The organism is Streptomyces sp. NPDC020597 (genome assembly GCF_044335095.1).
In the GTDB taxonomy this organism is placed as follows: Bacteria; Actinomycetota; Actinomycetes; order Streptomycetales; family Streptomycetaceae; genus Streptomyces.
The window spans coordinates 35,627-51,109 of sequence record NZ_JBIRUL010000008.1 but is presented as its reverse complement, the minus strand read 5'-3'; the positions used below and the strand labels follow the sequence as shown (position 1 = coordinate 51,109).

15 protein-coding genes are annotated in these 15,483 nt (G+C 71.0%); all 15 read left to right on the top strand.

What is annotated here, in order from left to right; genetic code table 11:
* Window positions 1-99: 99 nt before the first annotated feature.
* Window positions 100-873 carry a phosphatidylinositol phosphate synthase gene (pgsA, locus tag ACH4ZA_RS16070; protein ID WP_398430163.1) on the top strand — a complete coding sequence of 258 codons (774 nt, stop codon included), beginning with the start codon at window positions 100-102 and terminating at the stop codon, window positions 871-873.
* A complete protein-coding gene (locus ACH4ZA_RS16065) occupies window positions 870-1,787 on the top strand; it encodes a phosphatidylinositol mannoside acyltransferase (protein ID WP_398429946.1) in 918 nt (305 codons plus the stop codon). Before pgsA ends, ACH4ZA_RS16065 begins: the two co-directional genes overlap by 4 nt.
* Window positions 1,784-2,953: a glycosyltransferase family 4 protein gene (locus ACH4ZA_RS16060; protein WP_398429945.1), complete on the top strand. Its 1,170-nt coding sequence runs from the start codon at window positions 1,784-1,786 to the stop codon at window positions 2,951-2,953. The genes ACH4ZA_RS16065 and ACH4ZA_RS16060 overlap by 4 nt, the downstream gene beginning before the upstream one ends.
* A gap of 77 nt (window positions 2,954-3,030) precedes the next feature.
* Window positions 3,031-3,573 carry a hypothetical protein gene (locus ACH4ZA_RS16055; protein ID WP_398429944.1) on the top strand — a complete coding sequence of 181 codons (543 nt, stop codon included), beginning with the start codon at window positions 3,031-3,033 and terminating at the stop codon, window positions 3,571-3,573.
* 170 nt (window positions 3,574-3,743) lie between these two features.
* The gene (pdxS, locus tag ACH4ZA_RS16050; RefSeq protein WP_057580365.1) at window positions 3,744-4,655 is read left to right on the top strand and encodes a pyridoxal 5'-phosphate synthase lyase subunit PdxS; all 912 of its coding nucleotides are present in this window, start codon (window positions 3,744-3,746) and stop codon (window positions 4,653-4,655) included.
* Window positions 4,656-4,661: 6 nt separating this feature from the next.
* The gene (gene pdxT, locus ACH4ZA_RS16045) at window positions 4,662-5,273 is read left to right on the top strand and encodes a pyridoxal 5'-phosphate synthase glutaminase subunit PdxT (protein ID WP_398429943.1); all 612 of its coding nucleotides are present in this window, start codon (window positions 4,662-4,664) and stop codon (window positions 5,271-5,273) included.
* 76 nt (window positions 5,274-5,349) lie between these two features.
* A complete protein-coding gene (locus ACH4ZA_RS16040) occupies window positions 5,350-6,102 on the top strand; it encodes a YebC/PmpR family DNA-binding transcriptional regulator (protein ID WP_398429941.1) in 753 nt (250 codons plus the stop codon).
* 157 nt (window positions 6,103-6,259) lie between these two features.
* Window positions 6,260-6,829: a crossover junction endodeoxyribonuclease RuvC gene (gene ruvC / locus ACH4ZA_RS16035; protein ID WP_398429939.1), complete on the top strand. Its 570-nt coding sequence runs from the start codon at window positions 6,260-6,262 to the stop codon at window positions 6,827-6,829.
* On the top strand, window positions 6,826-7,431 hold the full coding sequence (gene ruvA, locus ACH4ZA_RS16030) for a Holliday junction branch migration protein RuvA (RefSeq protein WP_351688571.1): 606 nt from the start codon (window positions 6,826-6,828) through the stop codon (window positions 7,429-7,431). The genes ruvC and ruvA overlap by 4 nt, the downstream gene beginning before the upstream one ends.
* A gap of 10 nt (window positions 7,432-7,441) precedes the next feature.
* On the top strand, window positions 7,442-8,515 hold the full coding sequence (gene ruvB / locus ACH4ZA_RS16025) for a Holliday junction branch migration DNA helicase RuvB (protein ID WP_398429938.1): 1,074 nt from the start codon (window positions 7,442-7,444) through the stop codon (window positions 8,513-8,515).
* Between the two features lie 175 nt (window positions 8,516-8,690).
* Window positions 8,691-9,206, top strand: a complete 516-nt coding sequence (gene yajC, locus ACH4ZA_RS16020; protein WP_398429936.1) for a preprotein translocase subunit YajC — start codon at window positions 8,691-8,693, stop codon at window positions 9,204-9,206.
* A gap of 133 nt (window positions 9,207-9,339) precedes the next feature.
* Window positions 9,340-11,112: a protein translocase subunit SecD gene (secD, locus tag ACH4ZA_RS16015; protein WP_398429935.1), complete on the top strand. Its 1,773-nt coding sequence runs from the start codon at window positions 9,340-9,342 to the stop codon at window positions 11,110-11,112.
* A gap of 3 nt (window positions 11,113-11,115) precedes the next feature.
* On the top strand, window positions 11,116-12,225 hold the full coding sequence (gene secF, locus ACH4ZA_RS16010; protein WP_398429933.1) for a protein translocase subunit SecF: 1,110 nt from the start codon (window positions 11,116-11,118) through the stop codon (window positions 12,223-12,225).
* Window positions 12,222-12,761: an adenine phosphoribosyltransferase gene (locus ACH4ZA_RS16005; RefSeq protein WP_391039372.1), complete on the top strand. Its 540-nt coding sequence runs from the start codon at window positions 12,222-12,224 to the stop codon at window positions 12,759-12,761. The genes secF and ACH4ZA_RS16005 overlap by 4 nt, the downstream gene beginning before the upstream one ends.
* A 181-nt stretch (window positions 12,762-12,942) precedes the next feature.
* Complete coding sequence (locus ACH4ZA_RS16000) at window positions 12,943-15,474, top strand: RelA/SpoT family protein (protein WP_398429932.1); 2,532 nt, start codon at window positions 12,943-12,945, stop codon at window positions 15,472-15,474.
* Window positions 15,475-15,483: the final 9 nt, after the last annotated feature.

The window sequence follows — 15,483 nt, the reverse complement described above, 5'->3', positions numbered from 1 at the left end:
CGACGGACGTGACCCGGCCGTGCGCCGGACGCCGTGCGGCCGTGACACGGCGGAGGGGGCCGGGTGCCCGGCCGTCGCCCGCACACGCGCGTGGCTACGATGGGCCAGTCGGCGGCCAGCAGGGGCCGCACGGCCACACCGACCCTCGGGAAGGCCATGCTGAACAAGTACGCGCGTGCATTCTTCACGCGTGTCCTCACACCGTTCGCCGCGTTTCTCATCCGCCGGGGCGTGAGCCCCGACACGGTCACGCTCCTCGGCACCGCCGGCGTGATCGCGGGCGCGCTGGTCTTCTACCCCAGGGGCGAGTTCTTCTGGGGCACGATCGTGATCACGCTCTTCGTGTTCTCCGACCTCGTCGACGGCAACATGGCCCGCCAGCTCGGCCGCACCAGCCGCTGGGGGGCCTTCCTGGACTCCACGCTCGACCGGGTCGCCGACGGCGCGATCTTCGGCGGCTTCGCGCTCTGGTACGCGGGCCACGGCGACGACAACGCCCTGTGCGCCGTCTCGATCTTCTGTCTGGCCAGCGGTCAGGTGGTGTCGTACACCAAGGCCCGCGGCGAGTCGATCGGCCTGCCGGTCGCCGTCAACGGGCTGGTGGAGCGCGCCGAACGCCTGGTGATCTCGCTGGTCGCGGCAGGGCTCTCGGGTCTGCACGCGTTCGGCGTGCCCGGTGTCCAGGTGCTGCTGCCGATCGCGCTGTGGATCGTCGCCGTCGGCAGCCTCGTCACGCTGATCCAGCGCGTCGTCACGGTCCGCCGCGAGTCCGCCGAGGCGGAGCAGGCGGCCGCGGCCGAGGTCGCGGACGTCGCGGAGCGGCCGGACGAGGCGCAGGGCAGCGGGGCCCGGGGGAGCGAGGCCGCGAAGTGAGCGCCCGAGAGCGTCTGACGGACTCGCTGTACGGCCTGGGCTGGAGCACCGTCAAGAAGCTCCCCGAGCCAGTCGCCGTACGCCTCGGCCGCACCGTCGCCGACCTCGCGTGGAAACGGCGCGGCAAGGGGGTGCTGCGGCTGGAGAGCAACTACGCGCGCGTGGTGCCTGACGCGGGCCCGGAGCGCCTGGCCGAGCTCTCCCGCGCCGGGATGCGCTCCTACCTGCGGTACTGGATGGAGTCCTTCCGGCTGCCGGCCTGGAGCGCCGAGCGCGTCGCCGACGGCTTCGACCCCAAGGACGTGCACCACCTGACGGACGGCATCGCCTCGGACCGGGGCGTCATCCTCGCGCTGCCGCACATGGGCAACTGGGACCTGGCCGGCGCCTGGGTCACCACGAAGCTGCGCACGCCGTTCACCACCGTCGCCGAGCGCCTCAAGCCCGAGACGCTGTACGACCGGTTCGTCGCCTACCGCGAGGGGCTCGGCATGGAGGTGCTGCCGCACACCGGCGGCGCCGCCTTCGGCACCCTGGCCCGGCGGCTGCGCGAGGGCGGACTGGTCTGCCTGGTCGCCGAGCGCGACCTGTCCGCCTCCGGCGTCGAGGTCGACTTCTTCGGGGACACCGCGCGGATGCCCGCCGGGCCCGCCCTGCTCGCCCAGCAGACCGGCGCGCTGCTGCTGCCCGTCACCCTCTGGTACGACGACTCGCCCGTCATGCAGGGCAGGGTGCATCCGCCGATCGAGGTGCCCGGGACAGGCAGCCGGGCCGACAGGACGTCTGTCATGACACAGGCGCTGGCAGACGCCTTCGCCACCGGCATCGCCGACCACCCGGAGGACTGGCACATGCTGCAGAGACTGTGGCTCGCGGACCTGGAACCCCGCCCGTCGGACGGGGCGCCCGCGTGAGAATCGGCATCGTCTGCCCGTACTCCTGGGACGTCCCGGGCGGGGTGCAGTTCCACATCCGCGACCTCGCCGAGTACTTCGTCCGGCTCGGTCACGAGGTGTCCGTCCTCGCCCCGGCCGACGACGACACCCCGCTGCCGCCCTACGTCGTCTCGGCCGGCCGCGCCGTCCCCGTCCCGTACAACGGCTCCGTCGCCCGGCTCAACTTCGGGTTCCTGTCCGCCGCGCGCGTGCGGCGCTGGCTGCACGACGGCGCGTTCGACGTCGTGCACATCCACGAGCCGACCTCGCCCTCGCTCGGCCTGCTGACCTGCTGGGCGGCCTCGGGACCGATCGTGGCGACCTTCCACACGTCCAACCCGCGCTCGCGGGCCATGATCGCCGCGTACTCCATCCTCCAGGCGGCCCTGGAGAAGATCAGCGCGCGGATCGCCGTCAGCGAGTACGCCCGGCGGACGCTGGTCGAGCACCTCGGCGGCGACGCGGTCGTCATCCCCAACGGCGTCGACGTCGACTTCTTCGCCAAGGCCGAGCCCAACCCCGAGTGGCAGGGCGGCACGATCGGGTTCGTCGGACGCATCGACGAGCCGCGCAAGGGCCTGCCCGTGCTGATGCGGGCGCTGCCGAAGATCTTCGCCGAACGCCCGGACGCCCGGCTGCTGGTCGCCGGGCGTGGCGACGAGAAGGAGGCGGTGGAGAGCCTTCCGGAGGAGCTGCACGCGCGCGTGGAGTTCCTCGGCATGGTCAGCGACGAGGACAAGGCGCGCTTCCTGCGCAGCGTCGACCTCTACGTCGCGCCCAACACCGGCGGCGAGAGCTTCGGCATCATCCTCGTCGAGGCCATGTCGGCGGGAGCTCCCGTGCTCGCCTCCGACCTCGACGCCTTCGCCCAGGTCCTCGACCAGGGAGCGGCGGGCGAGCTGTTCGCCAACGAGGACGCGGACGCGCTGGCCGCCGCCGCGGTGAGGCTCCTGGGCGACCCGGAACGCAGGGAACAGCTGAGCGAGCGGGGCAGTGCGCACGTGCGGCGCTTCGACTGGTCGACAGTCGGCGCGGACATCCTGTCCGTCTACGAGACGGTGACGGCGGGAGCGGCGGCGGTCGCGGCCGACGACGAACGGGGATCGACGGGCCTGCGGGCCCGGCTCGGGCTGGCCAGGGACTGACCTGCGGGCCCGGAAAGGGGCCGGCCAGGGACTGACATGCCCGACCGCCGCGGGGGTCACGGGTAGCCTTGCCGCCCGTGACCGCAACCCTGATCTGGATCCTGGTCGTCCTCGTCGCGATCGGCCTCTACCTGAGCTGGACGGCGGGACGGCTCGACCGGCTGCACGCCCGTATCGACGCAGCCCGTGCCGCACTCGACGCGCAGCTGCTGCGCCGCGCGTCGGTGGCCCAGGAACTGGCCACCTCCCAGGTGCTCGACCCGGCCGCGTCGATCGTCCTGTACGAGGCCGCGCACGCCGCCCGGCAGGCCGAGGAGGAGCAGCGCGAGGTCGCCGAGAGCGAGCTCAGCCAGGCCCTGCGGGCCGTCTTCGCGGACGTTCAGCAGCTCGAGGTCGTGCGCGACGCGCCCGGCGGCGAGGAGGCGGCCCGCGAGCTCACGGAGGCCGTCCGCCGGGTCCCGATGGCCCGCCGCTTCCACAACGACGCGGTGGGCGCCGTCCGCAGACTGCGCGCGCACCGCAAGGTCCGCTGGTTCCGCCTGGCCGGCCACGCACCCTTTCCGATGGCCTTCGAGATGGACGACGAACCCCCGTTCCCCCTGGTCGACCGGGCCGCCTGACCGGAGTTCGGCCGAGCCGTCCCGGGCGGCGCGCCGGTGCGCGTCGAGGCGCTCCGGGGCCGCCGGCCGGGAAAAGGATCCACCGGCTGCGCATTGGCCCTTGCTGTGGACTGGTCCACTCGCGTTTCCTCAGTGCCGAAGAATCCTCTTTTCGACTAGTGAGGTCACCCGTGTCCAGCACGATCTCCGAAAACCAGACCCCCGAGACCGGCACCGCGCGCGTGAAGCGCGGCATGGCCGAGCAGCTCAAGGGCGGCGTGATCATGGACGTCGTCACGCCGGAGCAGGCGAAGATCGCCGAAGACGCGGGCGCCGTCGCCGTCATGGCGCTGGAGCGGGTCCCGGCCGACATCCGCAAGGACGGCGGTGTCGCCCGGATGTCCGACCCCGACATGATCGAGGGCATCATCGAGGCCGTGTCCATCCCGGTCATGGCCAAGTCCCGGATCGGCCACTTCGTCGAGGCGCAGGTGCTGCAGTCGCTCGGCGTCGACTACATCGACGAGTCCGAGGTCCTCACCCCGGCCGACGAGGTCAACCACAGCGACAAGTTCGCGTTCACGACCCCGTTCGTCTGCGGCGCCACCAACCTGGGCGAGGCGCTGCGCCGCATCGCCGAGGGCGCCGCGATGATCCGCTCCAAGGGCGAGGCCGGCACCGGCAACGTCGTCGAGGCCGTGCGTCACCTGCGTCAGATCAAGAACGAGATCGCCCGGCTGCGCGGCTACGACAACAACGAGCTGTACGCCGCCGCCAAGGACCTGCGCGCCCCCTACGAGCTGGTCAAGGAGGTCGCCGAGCTCGGCAAGCTCCCGGTCGTGCTGTTCTCCGCGGGCGGCGTCGCCACCCCGGCCGACGCCGCGCTGATGCGCCAGCTCGGCGCCGAGGGCGTCTTCGTCGGCTCCGGCATCTTCAAGTCCGGCGACCCGGCCAAGCGTGCCGCCGCCATCGTGAAGGCCACCACCTTCTACGACGACCCGAAGATCATCGCGGACGCGTCCCGCAACCTGGGCGAGGCCATGGTCGGCATCAACTGCGACACCCTCCCCGAGGCCGAGCGCTACGCCAACCGCGGCTGGTAGCACCTCATGAGCGACACAACCCCCGTCACAGGCGTTCTGGCCCTCCAGGGCGACGTACGGGAGCACCTCGTCGCCCTGGCCGCGGCCGACGCCGTGGCCAGGCCGGTGCGGCGCCCCGAGGAACTCGCCGAGGTCGACGGCCTCGTCATCCCCGGCGGCGAGTCCACGACCATCTCCAAGCTGGCCGTCCTGTTCGGCGTGATGGAGCCCCTCCGCGCGCGCGTGCGGTCCGGCATGCCCGTCTACGGCACCTGCGCGGGCATGATCATGCTCGCCGACAAGATCCTCGACCCGCGCTCGGGCCAGGAGACCGTCGGCGGCATCGACATGATCGTGCGCCGCAACGCCTTCGGACGCCAGAACGAGTCCTTCGAGGCCGCGGTCGACGTCCGGGGCGTGACGGGCCCTCCCGTGGAGGGCGTCTTCATCCGCGCCCCCTGGGTCGAGTCCGTGGGCGCACGCGCCGAGGTGCTCGCCGAGCACGGCGGGCACATCGTCGCCGTCCGCCAGGGCAACGCGCTCGCCACCTCGTTCCACCCGGAGCTGACCGGCGACCACCGGATGCACGCGCTCTTCGTGGACATGGTGCGCGCCGACCGGGCACACCGGTCCTTGTAGGATCTGCGGGGGTCCCCCGGCCGTTAAGGTCTGGGGGAGTTCGTTGCAGAGACGGTTACGCGAAGGAGACAGGCAGATGTCCGGCCACTCTAAATGGGCTACGACGAAGCACAAGAAGGCCGTGATCGACGCCAAGCGCGGCAAGCTCTTCGCGAAGCTGATCAAGAACATCGAGGTGGCGGCCCGGATGGGCGGCGTCGACATCGAGGGCAACCCGACGCTGTACGACGCCATCCAGAAGGCGAAGAAGCAGTCGGTCCCGAACAAGAACATCGACTCCGCGGTCAAGCGCGGCGGCGGCCTCGAGGCCGGCGGCGCCGACTACGAGACGATCATGTACGAGGGCTACGGCCCGAACGGCGTCGCGGTGCTCATCGAGTGCCTCACCGACAACCGCAACCGCGCCGCCTCCGACGTCCGCGTCGCCATGACCCGCAACGGCGGCAGCATGGCCGACCCGGGTTCGGTGTCGTACCTCTTCCACCGCAAGGGCGTCATCATCGTCCCCAAGGGTGAGCTGAGCGAGGACGACGTGCTGGGCGCGGTCCTCGACGCGGGGGCCGAGGAGGTCAACGACCTCGGTGAGTCCTTCGAGGTGCTCAGCGAGGCCACCGACCTGGTCGCGGTCCGCACCGCCCTCCAGGACGCCGGCATCGACTACGACTCCGCCGAGGCCAACTTCGTGCCGACCATGCAGATCGAACTGGACGAGGACGGCGCGAAGAAGATCTTCAAGCTGATCGACGCCCTCGAGGACAGCGACGACGTGCAGAACGTCTTCGCCAACTTCGACGTCAGCGACGAGGTCATGGAGAAGGTCGACGCCTGAGCCGGGGCTCCACCGCGTCTTCGACGGGCCGACGGGACACCCCCGTCGGCCCGTCGCGTTGCGGGGCGTGTGCCGGCGGCCGTTGTCGGTGGCACCCGATAGCCTGCACGAACAGGGGGCTTCCCGGCCGGCCGGGACGAGCGAAGGGAGGGCGGGCGTGCGGGTACTCGGGGTGGACCCCGGACTGACACGGTGCGGTGTCGGCGTCGTGGAGGGGGTCGCGGGCCGGCCCCTCACCATGCTGGGCGTGGGAGTCGTACGGACGCCCGCCGACGCCGAGTTGGGGCAGCGCCTCGTCGCCGTGGAGCAGGGCATCGAAGCGTGGCTGGACGAACACCGGCCCGAATTCGTCGCCGTGGAACGGGTGTTCAGCCAGCACAACGTGCGCACGGTGATGGGCACCGCGCAGGCCAGCGCCGTCGCCATGCTGTGCGCCGCCCGCCGGGGCATCCCCGTCGCCCTGCACACCCCCAGCGAGGTGAAGGCCGCCGTCACCGGCAGCGGTCGCGCGGACAAGGCCCAGATCGGCGCCATGGTCACCCGCCTGCTGCGACTCGACGCGCCCCCGAAGCCCGCCGACGCAGCCGACGCCCTCGCCCTCGCCATCTGCCACATCTGGCGCGCCCCCGCGCAGAACCGGCTCCAGCAGGCGGTCGCCCGGCACACCGCCAAGGCGCCCGCGCATCCCTCGACCGCACCGATGACACCGAAAGGCCGTACGGCATGATCGCCTTCGTCAGCGGCACCGTCGCCGCACTCGCCCCGGACACAGCGGTGGTCGAGGTGGGCGGCGTGGGCATGGCCGTCCAGTGCTCGCCGAACACGCTGTCCACGCTCCGGCTCGGAAAACCGGCCAAGCTCGCCACCTCCCTCGTCGTACGGGAGGACTCGCTGACCCTCTACGGCTTCGTCGACGACGACGAGCGCCAGGTCTTCGAGCTGCTGCAGACCGCCAGCGGCGTCGGCCCCCGGCTCGCCCAGGCCATGCTTGCCGTCCACGCCCCGGACGCCCTGCGCCGCGCCGTGGCCACCGGAGACGAGAAGGCGCTGATCGCCGTCCCCGGCATCGGCAAGAAGGGCGCGCAGAAACTGCTGCTGGAGCTCAAGGACCGGCTCGGCGAGCCGATCGGCGCCCCCGCGGTCGGCGCACCGGTCACCAGCGGCTGGCGCGACCAGCTGCACGCCGCCCTGATCGGCCTCGGCTACGCCACCCGCGAGGCCGACGAGGCGGTCGCCGCCGTGACCCCGCAGGCCGAGGCCGCCGGCGGTGCGCCCCAGGTCGGCCCGCTGCTGAGGGCCGCCCTGCAGACCCTGAACCGCGCTCGCTAGGAGAACGTCAGTGAACTGGGACGACACGACCGAGGAGACCGCCGCCGAGGAGCGGCTGGTGGGCTCGGTCGCCGACCGGGAGGACCAGGCCGTCGAGGCCGCCCTGCGTCCCAAGGACCTCGGCGAGTTCATCGGACAGGAGAAGGTGCGCGAGCAGCTCGACCTCGTCCTGCGCGCCGCACGCGCGCGCGGGGCGACCGCCGACCACGTGCTGCTCTCGGGAGCCCCCGGCCTCGGCAAGACCACCCTCTCGATGATCATCGCCGCGGAGATGGGCGCCCCGATCCGCATCACGTCCGGCCCCGCCATCCAGCACGCCGGCGACCTCGCCGCGATCCTCTCCTCGCTCCAGGAGGGCGAGGTCCTCTTCCTCGACGAGATCCACCGCATGTCCCGGCCCGCCGAGGAGATGCTGTACATGGCCATGGAGGACTTCCGTGTCGACGTCATCGTCGGCAAGGGCCCCGGCGCCACCGCCATCCCCCTCGAACTGCCTCCCTTCACCCTCGTCGGCGCGACCACGCGCGCGGGACTGTTGCCGCCCCCGCTGCGCGACCGCTTCGGGTTCACCGCGCACATGGAGTTCTACGAGCCGGGCGAGCTGCGACGCGTGATCCACCGCTCGGCCGACCTGCTCGACGTCGAGATCGACGCGGAAGGAGCGGCCGAGATCGCCGGCCGCTCCCGCGGCACGCCCCGTATCGCCAACCGTCTGCTGCGCCGCGTCCGCGACTACGCGCAGGTCAAGGCCGACGGAAGCGTCACCCGCGAGATCGCCGCGGCGGCGCTGCAGGTCTACGAGGTGGACGAGCGGGGGCTGGACCGCCTGGACCGGGGAGTCCTGGAAGCCCTGCTGAAACTGTTCGGCGGAGGCCCGGTCGGCCTGTCCACGCTGGCCGTCGCCGTGGGGGAGGAGCGTGAGACAGTGGAGGAGGTGGCCGAACCCTTCCTCGTCCGTGAAGGGCTGCTCGCCCGCACACCGCGGGGCCGGGTGGCGACCCCGGCCGCCTGGACGCACCTCGGCCTCACGCCGCCTCGGCCCCCGGGCCAGGGAAGCGGGCAGCAGGACCTGTTCGGGACGTGACGCCGGGGCTTCGGCGAGGACATTGGCCGGGTCAGGAACCCAGGTGCCATGCTGAGCGTTGTTCCATGCGCGCGGACTCGCTTAGACTCCGCCGATGCCGCCCTAGTCGGCAGCACACAACCCCCATCCATGAGGCCGCTCAACCGCCGCGGTCGTTTGAAGGAAGTTCCGACCCGTGAGTCCTTTGACCCTCCTCCCGTTCATCGTGCTCATCGGGGCCATGTTCCTGATGACCCGGTCGGCCAAGAAGAAGCAGCAGCAGGCGGCCGCCATGCGCAACGAACTGCAGCCCGGCAGTGGTGTCCGCACGATCGGGGGCATGTACGCGACGGTCAAGGAGGTCAATGACGACACGATTCTCCTCGATGCCGGTCCGGGCGTGGAACTCCTCTTCGCGAAGAACGCGATCGGCGCCGTCCTGACCGACGACGAGTACAACCGCATCGTGCACGGCATCGAGCACGACCTGAAGTCCGACTCCGACGTCGTCCCGGACGACGCCTCCTCCCTCGCCGAGTCCACCGGGAACGACGACTCCGTCGACGACGCTGCCGCCTCCGACGACAAGGCCGTCGACCTCGGCAAGAAGGACGAGACCGACGAGGTCCGGGAGAAGGCCGCCGAAGCCGAGCAGGCCGAGGCCGGCGAGGAGCCGAAGAAGACCGAGGGCGACTCCGACGCGAAGAAGTAGCCACGACCCCGGCGCTCAGGGTGCAGACCCGCCCGCGCCGGGGCGCGCGCATCTCGCCAGGGGATCCCACACCATGTCATGGCCGCCGCCGCGCTGACCCGGCGCAAGGCGGCCCGAGAGGGAGTACGAGAAGGTGGCAGCACCCAAGAAGGGCCGGAGTGCGAGTGCCCAGAGCAAGCCAGGGCGCACGCTGGCCCTGATCCTGATCGCCATCGTGGGGCTCACCGGAGGCATGTTCGCCTCCGGTCACACCACTCCGCGTCTCGGCATCGACCTCGCCGGCGGTACCAGCATCACGCTGAAGGCGAAGGCCGACCAGGGATCCGCGATCAACAAGGCCAACATGGACACCGCGGTCGACATCATGAACCGCCGTGTCAACGGGCTGGGCGTCACCGAGGCGGAGGTGCAGACCCAGGGTCGCGACAACATCATCGTCAACATCCCCAAGGGCACCAACTCCGCGGAAGCCCGCAAGCAGGTCGGCACCCCCGCCAAGCTGTACTTCCGTCCGGTCCTGGCCCAGGAGGCCACCGGCCCCGCCGCCCCCTCCCCGAGCGCGTCCCCGAGCGGCTCGTCGAGCGCGTCTCCGAGCCCGTCGGCGAGTGCCTCCGGCAAGGGTGAGAAGGCGACCTCCTCGTCGTCCCCCTCGGCCTCCGCCACCGCGCAGGGCCGCGCCGTCACCGACGCGCTCAAGGCCGACGCCACCCCGTCGGCCGCGGCCGGCGCCAAGGCGAAGGCGTCCCCCAGCCCGTCAGCCTCCGGTGGCGGCACCGCCTCCCCCGAGGTCACCGCACTCCAGGCCAAGTACGCGGCCCTGGACTGCACGAACAAGAAGGCACGCGCCGCGGTCAGCGCGGGCGTCAAGCCCGGGGACACGACGGTCGCCTGCGGTCAGATCGACAACGTCTGGTACAAGTACCTGCTCGGCCCGGCCGCGGTCGACGGCACCGACGTCAAGAAGGCCGCAGCTGTCTTCGACACGCAGGGCGCCGCGGGCTGGCAGGTCACGATGACCTTCACCAAGTCGGGCGGCAAGAAGTTCGCCGACATCACGGGCAAGCTCGCGCAGAACCAGCAGCCGCAGAACGAGTTCGGCATCGTGCTCGACGGCGACGTCGTCTCCAGTCCGTTCGTGCAGAGCGCGATCACGGGCGGCCAGGCCCAGATCTCCGGCAGCTTCAAGCAGGAGGAGGCCCAGGGCCTCGCCAACATGCTGTCCTACGGTGCGCTCCCGCTCAGCTTCCAGGAGCAGAGCACGACCACGGTGACGGCCGCACTCGGCTCCGACCAGCTGCACGCCGGTCTGCTCGCGGGTGCCATCGGCCTCGCCCTGGTCGTCCTCTACCTGGTGGCGTACTACCGCGGTCTGGCGCTCGTCGCACTCGCCTCGCTGCTGGTCTCGGCGGCCCTCACCTACGTGCTCATGGCCCTGCTCGGCCCGGCCATCGGCTTCGCGCTGAACCTGCCGGCCGTCTGCGGCGCCATCGTCGCCATCGGCATCACAGCGGACTCGTTCATCGTGTACTTCGAACGGGTCCGGGACGAGATCCGCGAGGGTCGCACCCTGCGACCCGCCGTCGAACGGGCCTGGCCGCGGGCGCGGCGCACCATCCTGGTCTCCGACTTCGTGTCGTTCCTCGCCGCCGCCGTGCTGTTCATCGTCACGGTCGGCAAGGTCCAGGGCTTCGCGTTCACCCTCGGCCTGACCACCGTCCTCGACGTGGTCGTGGTCTTCTTCTTCACCAAGCCGCTGATGACGCTCATCGCTCGGCGGAAGTTCTTCGCGAACGGCCACAAGTGGTCCGGCCTCGACCCGAAGAGCCTGGGTGCCCAGCCACCGCTGCGCCGCACCCGCCGTCCCGGCGGTCCTGTCGCCGGTCCCGTCGAGACGAAGGAGGCCTGAGCGATGTCCAAACTCGGTAACCTCGGCGCCCGGCTGCACCGTGGCGAGATCAGCTACGACTTCATCGGGCACCGCAAGCTCTGGTACGGCATCTCGATCCTGATCACCATCACGGCCGTCCTCGGCCTGGCGGTGCGCGGCCTGAACATGGGCATCGACTTCGAGGGCGGTGCCGTCTTCACCACGGCGAAGGGCGGCAGCATCTCCGTCTCCCAGGCCGAGGGCGCGGCGAAGTCGGCCTCCGGCCACGACGCGGTCGTCCAGAAGCTCGGCGACGGTTCTGTGCGCATCCAGATCGCCGGAATGGACATCAAGCAGTCCGACGCGATCAAGAACAAGCTCGCCGAGGACTTCAAGGTCAACCCGGAGACCATCGCCGCCGACCTCGTCGGTCCCAGCTGGGGCGACCAGATCGCCGCCAAGGCCTGGCAGGGCCTGGCGATCTTCATGGTCCTGGTGGTGATCTATCTGGCGATCGCCTTCGAGTGGCGGATGGCCATCGCCGCCCTGGTCGCCCTGATCCACGACATCACCATCACCGTCGGCATCTACGCCCTCGTCGGCTTCGAGGTCACGCCCGGCACGGTGATCGGTCTGCTGACCATTCTCGGTTACTCGCTGTACGACACGGTCGTCGTCTTCGACTCCCTCAAGGAGCAGACGAAGGACCTCACCAAGCAGACCCGCTTCACCTACAGCGAGGTCGCCAACCGCTCGATCAACGGCACCCTGGTCCGCTCCATCAACACCACGGTCGTCGCTCTGCTGCCGGTGGCGGGCCTGCTGTTCATCGGCGGCGGCTTCCTCGGCGCGGGCACGCTCAACGACATCTCGCTGTCGCTGTTCGTCGGTCTCGCGGCGGGCGCGTACTCCTCGATCTTCATCGCCACGCCGCTCGTCGCCGACCTCAAGGAGCTCGAGCCGCAGTACAAGGCGCTGAAGAAGCGGGTCCTCGCCAAGCGGGCCCAGTCGCCGGCCGAGGGCGAGCGCGACGAGACGCGCCCCGCCGACGGCTACGACGACGAGGACGCGGCGCCGGCGGTCGTCGGCCCGCGCGCCCAGCCCGCCGCCCGCGGCCGGGGCCGCGGCCGTCCGTCAGGAAAGCGACGGTGACCGGCGTCGAGGAGCTGCTCCTCAGCCGCATCCGGGACGTGGCCGACTACCCGGAGCCGGGCGTGATGTTCAAGGACATCACCCCGCTCCTGGCGGACCCGGCGGCGTTCACCGCCCTCACCGACGCGTTCGCGCAGATCGCCGAGCGCACCGGCGCCACCAAGGTCGTCGGCCTGGAGGCCCGGGGATTCATCCTGGGCGCCCCGGTCGCCGTCCGCGCCGGCCTCGGCTTCATCCCCGTGCGCAAGGCGGGCAAGCTCCCCGGCGCGACCCTCAGCCAGGCCTACGACCTGGAGTACGGCTCGGCCGAGATCGAGGTGCACGCGGAGGACCTGACCGCGGGCGACCGCGTGCTGATCGTCGACGACGTCCTCGCAACCGGCGGTACCGCCGAGGCGTCGATCCAGCTGATCCACCGGGCCGGAGCCGAGGTGGCCGGGGTCGCGGTGCTGATGGAACTGGGCTTCCTCGACGGTCGCCCCCGCCTGGAGGCTGCTCTGCGCGGGGCGCCCGTGGAGGCGCTGCTCACCATCTGAACGCGGTCTGCGCACCGCCGTACGCGAACGGGCGGGCACCGGAGGAATCCGGCGCCCGCCCCTCGCGTTTCACCGGTACACGGCCCTCACATCGGCCTGGAGGCGATCCTGGAGCGCAGGATCGCTACGATGGGTGCTCCGGAGCCTGACCGGGGACCCGGATCGCGCACGAGGAGCCCTCTTGCCAGACGAGGCCCAGCACCTGACAGCCGCCAAGCCCGAGTCCGCCTCGGCGCCCGCGGCCACCCCCGCGTCGCAGACGCCGGACGACCGCCGCGGCCCGGCCGAGAACGACCGTTCCGGGCACGCCGACGGGCCGGCCGAGCAGCCCCGTCCCCAGCCGGCTCCGCCCGAAGGCGCGACGGCCGCGCCCGCCGGCCGTCAGGCCGCCGCCGCCCCGCAGCAGGCCGCCCGCTCAGGCTCCTCCAACCGCGTCCGCGCCCGTCTCGCCCGGCTCGGCGTCCAGCGCCAGAACCCGTACAACCCGGTCCTGGAGCCGCTGCTGCGGATAGTGCGCAGCAACGACCCCAAGATCGAGACGGCCACCCTGCGCCAGATCGAGAAGTCCTACCAGGTCGCCGAGCGCTGGCACCGCGGCCAGAAGCGCAAGAGCGGCGACCCGTACATCACCCACCCCCTCGCGGTGACCACGATCCTCGCCGAGCTGGGCATGGACCCGGCCACCCTGATGGCGGGCCTCCTGCACGACACCGTCGAGGACACCGAGTACGGCCTCGAGGACCTGCGCCGCGACTTCGGCGACCAGGTCGCCCTCCTCGTGGACGGCGTCACCAAGCTGGACAAGGTGAAGTTCGGCGAGGCCGCGCAGGCCGAGACCGTGCGCAAGATGGTCGTCGCCATGGCCAAGGACCCGCGGGTGCTGGTCATCAAGCTCGCGGACCGCCTGCACAACATGCGGACCATGCGCTACCTCAAGCGGGAGAAGCAGGAGAAGAAGGCGCGCGAGACCCTCGAGATCTACGCGCCCCTCGCCCACCGCCTGGGCATGAACACCATCAAGTGGGAGCTCGAGGACCTCGCGTTCGCGATCCTCTACCCCAAGATGTACGACGAGATCGTCCGCCTGGTCGCCGAGCGGGCCCCCAAGCGCGACGAGTACCTGGCCATAGTGACCGACGAGGTGCAGGCCGACCTGCGGGCCGCCCGTATCAAGGCGACCGTCACCGGGCGTCCGAAGCACTACTACAGCGTCTACCAGAAGATGATCGTCCGCGGCCGCGACTTCGCGGAGATCTACGACCTGGTGGGCATCCGCGTCCTCGTGGACACCGTCCGCGACTGCTACGCGGCGCTCGGCACCGTGCACGCGCGATGGAATCCGGTCCCCGGCCGGTTCAAGGACTACATCGCGATGCCCAAGTTCAACATGTACCAGTCGCTGCACACGACGGTGATCGGGCCGAACGGCAAGCCGGTCGAACTCCAGATCCGCACGTTCGACATGCACCGCCGCGCCGAGTACGGCATCGCCGCGCACTGGAAGTACAAGCAGGAGGCCGTCGCCGGCGCCTCGAAGGTGCGCTCGGACCAGCCGAGGACCACCGGCAAGGACGACCACCTCAACGACATGGCCTGGCTGCGCCAGCTCCTCGACTGGCAGAAGGAGACCGAGGACCCCGGCGAGTTCCTGGAGTCCCTGCGCTTCGACCTGTCGCGCAACGAGGTCTTCGTCTTCACGCCGAAGGGCGACGTGATAGCGCTGCCGGCCGGTGCGACGCCCGTGGACTTCTCGTACGCGGTGCACACCGAGGTCGGCCACCGCACGATAGGAGCCCGGGTCAACGGGCGTCTGGTGCCGCTGGAGTCGACCCTGGACAACGGCGACCTGGTGGAGGTCTTCACCTCCAAGGCCGCCGGGGCGGGGCCGTCCCGGGACTGGCTGAACTTCGTCAAGTCGCCGCGCGCCCGCAACAAGATCCGCGCCTGGTTCTCCAAGGAGCGCCGAGACGAGGCGATCGAGCAGGGCAAGGACGCCATCGTCCGCGCCATGCGCAAGCAGAACCTGCCGATCCAGCGCATCCTGACCGGCGACTCGCTGGTGACGCTCGCGCACGAGATGCGGTACTCGGACATCTCCGCGCTGTACGCGGCGATCGGCGAGGGCCATGTCTCCGCGCAGAACATCGTGCAGAAGCTGGTCCAGGCGCTCGGCGGCGAGGAGGCCGCCTCCGAGGAGATCGACGAGACGGTCCCGCCGTCCCGCAGCCGCGGCCGCAAGCGGCGCAGCAACCAGGATCCCGGTGTCGTCGTCAAGGGCGTCGACGACGTGTGGGTCAAGCTGGCCCGCTGCTGCACACCCGTGCCCGGCGATCCCGTCATCGGCTTCGTCACGCGGGGCAGCGGCGTATCGGTTCACCGCAGCGACTGCGTCAACGTGGAGTCACTGTCACGGGAGCCCGAACGGATCCTCGAGGTCGAGTGGGCGCCCACGCAGTCCTCCGTCTTCCTGGTCGCGATCCAGGTCGAGGCGCTGGACCGCTCCCGGCTCCTCTCGGACGTCACGCGCGTCCTGTCCGACCAGCACGTCAACATCCTGTCCGCCGCGGTCCAGACGTCCCGCGACCGGGTGGCCACGTCCCGCTTCACCTTCGAGATGGGCGACCCCAAGCACCTGGGGCACGTCCTGAAGGCCGTACGCGGCGTCGAGGGCGTCTACGACGTGTACCGGGTGACGTCGGCGCGCCGGCCGTAGAACGGCGGC

Bases quoted from the DNA above. Each gene is read 5' to 3' on its own strand.
- pgsA (WP_398430163.1), top strand. From the start codon at position 100: ATGGGCCAGTCGGCGGCCAGCAGGGGCCGCACGGCCACACCGACCCTC.
- pdxT (WP_398429943.1), top strand. From the start codon at position 4,662: ATGAGCGACACAACCCCCGTCACAGGCGTTCTGGCCCTCCAGGGCGAC.
- ACH4ZA_RS16040 (WP_398429941.1), top strand. From the start codon at position 5,350: ATGTCCGGCCACTCTAAATGGGCTACGACGAAGCACAAGAAGGCCGTG.
- ruvA (WP_351688571.1), top strand. From the start codon at position 6,826: ATGATCGCCTTCGTCAGCGGCACCGTCGCCGCACTCGCCCCGGACACA.
- secF (WP_398429933.1), top strand. From the start codon at position 11,116: ATGTCCAAACTCGGTAACCTCGGCGCCCGGCTGCACCGTGGCGAGATC.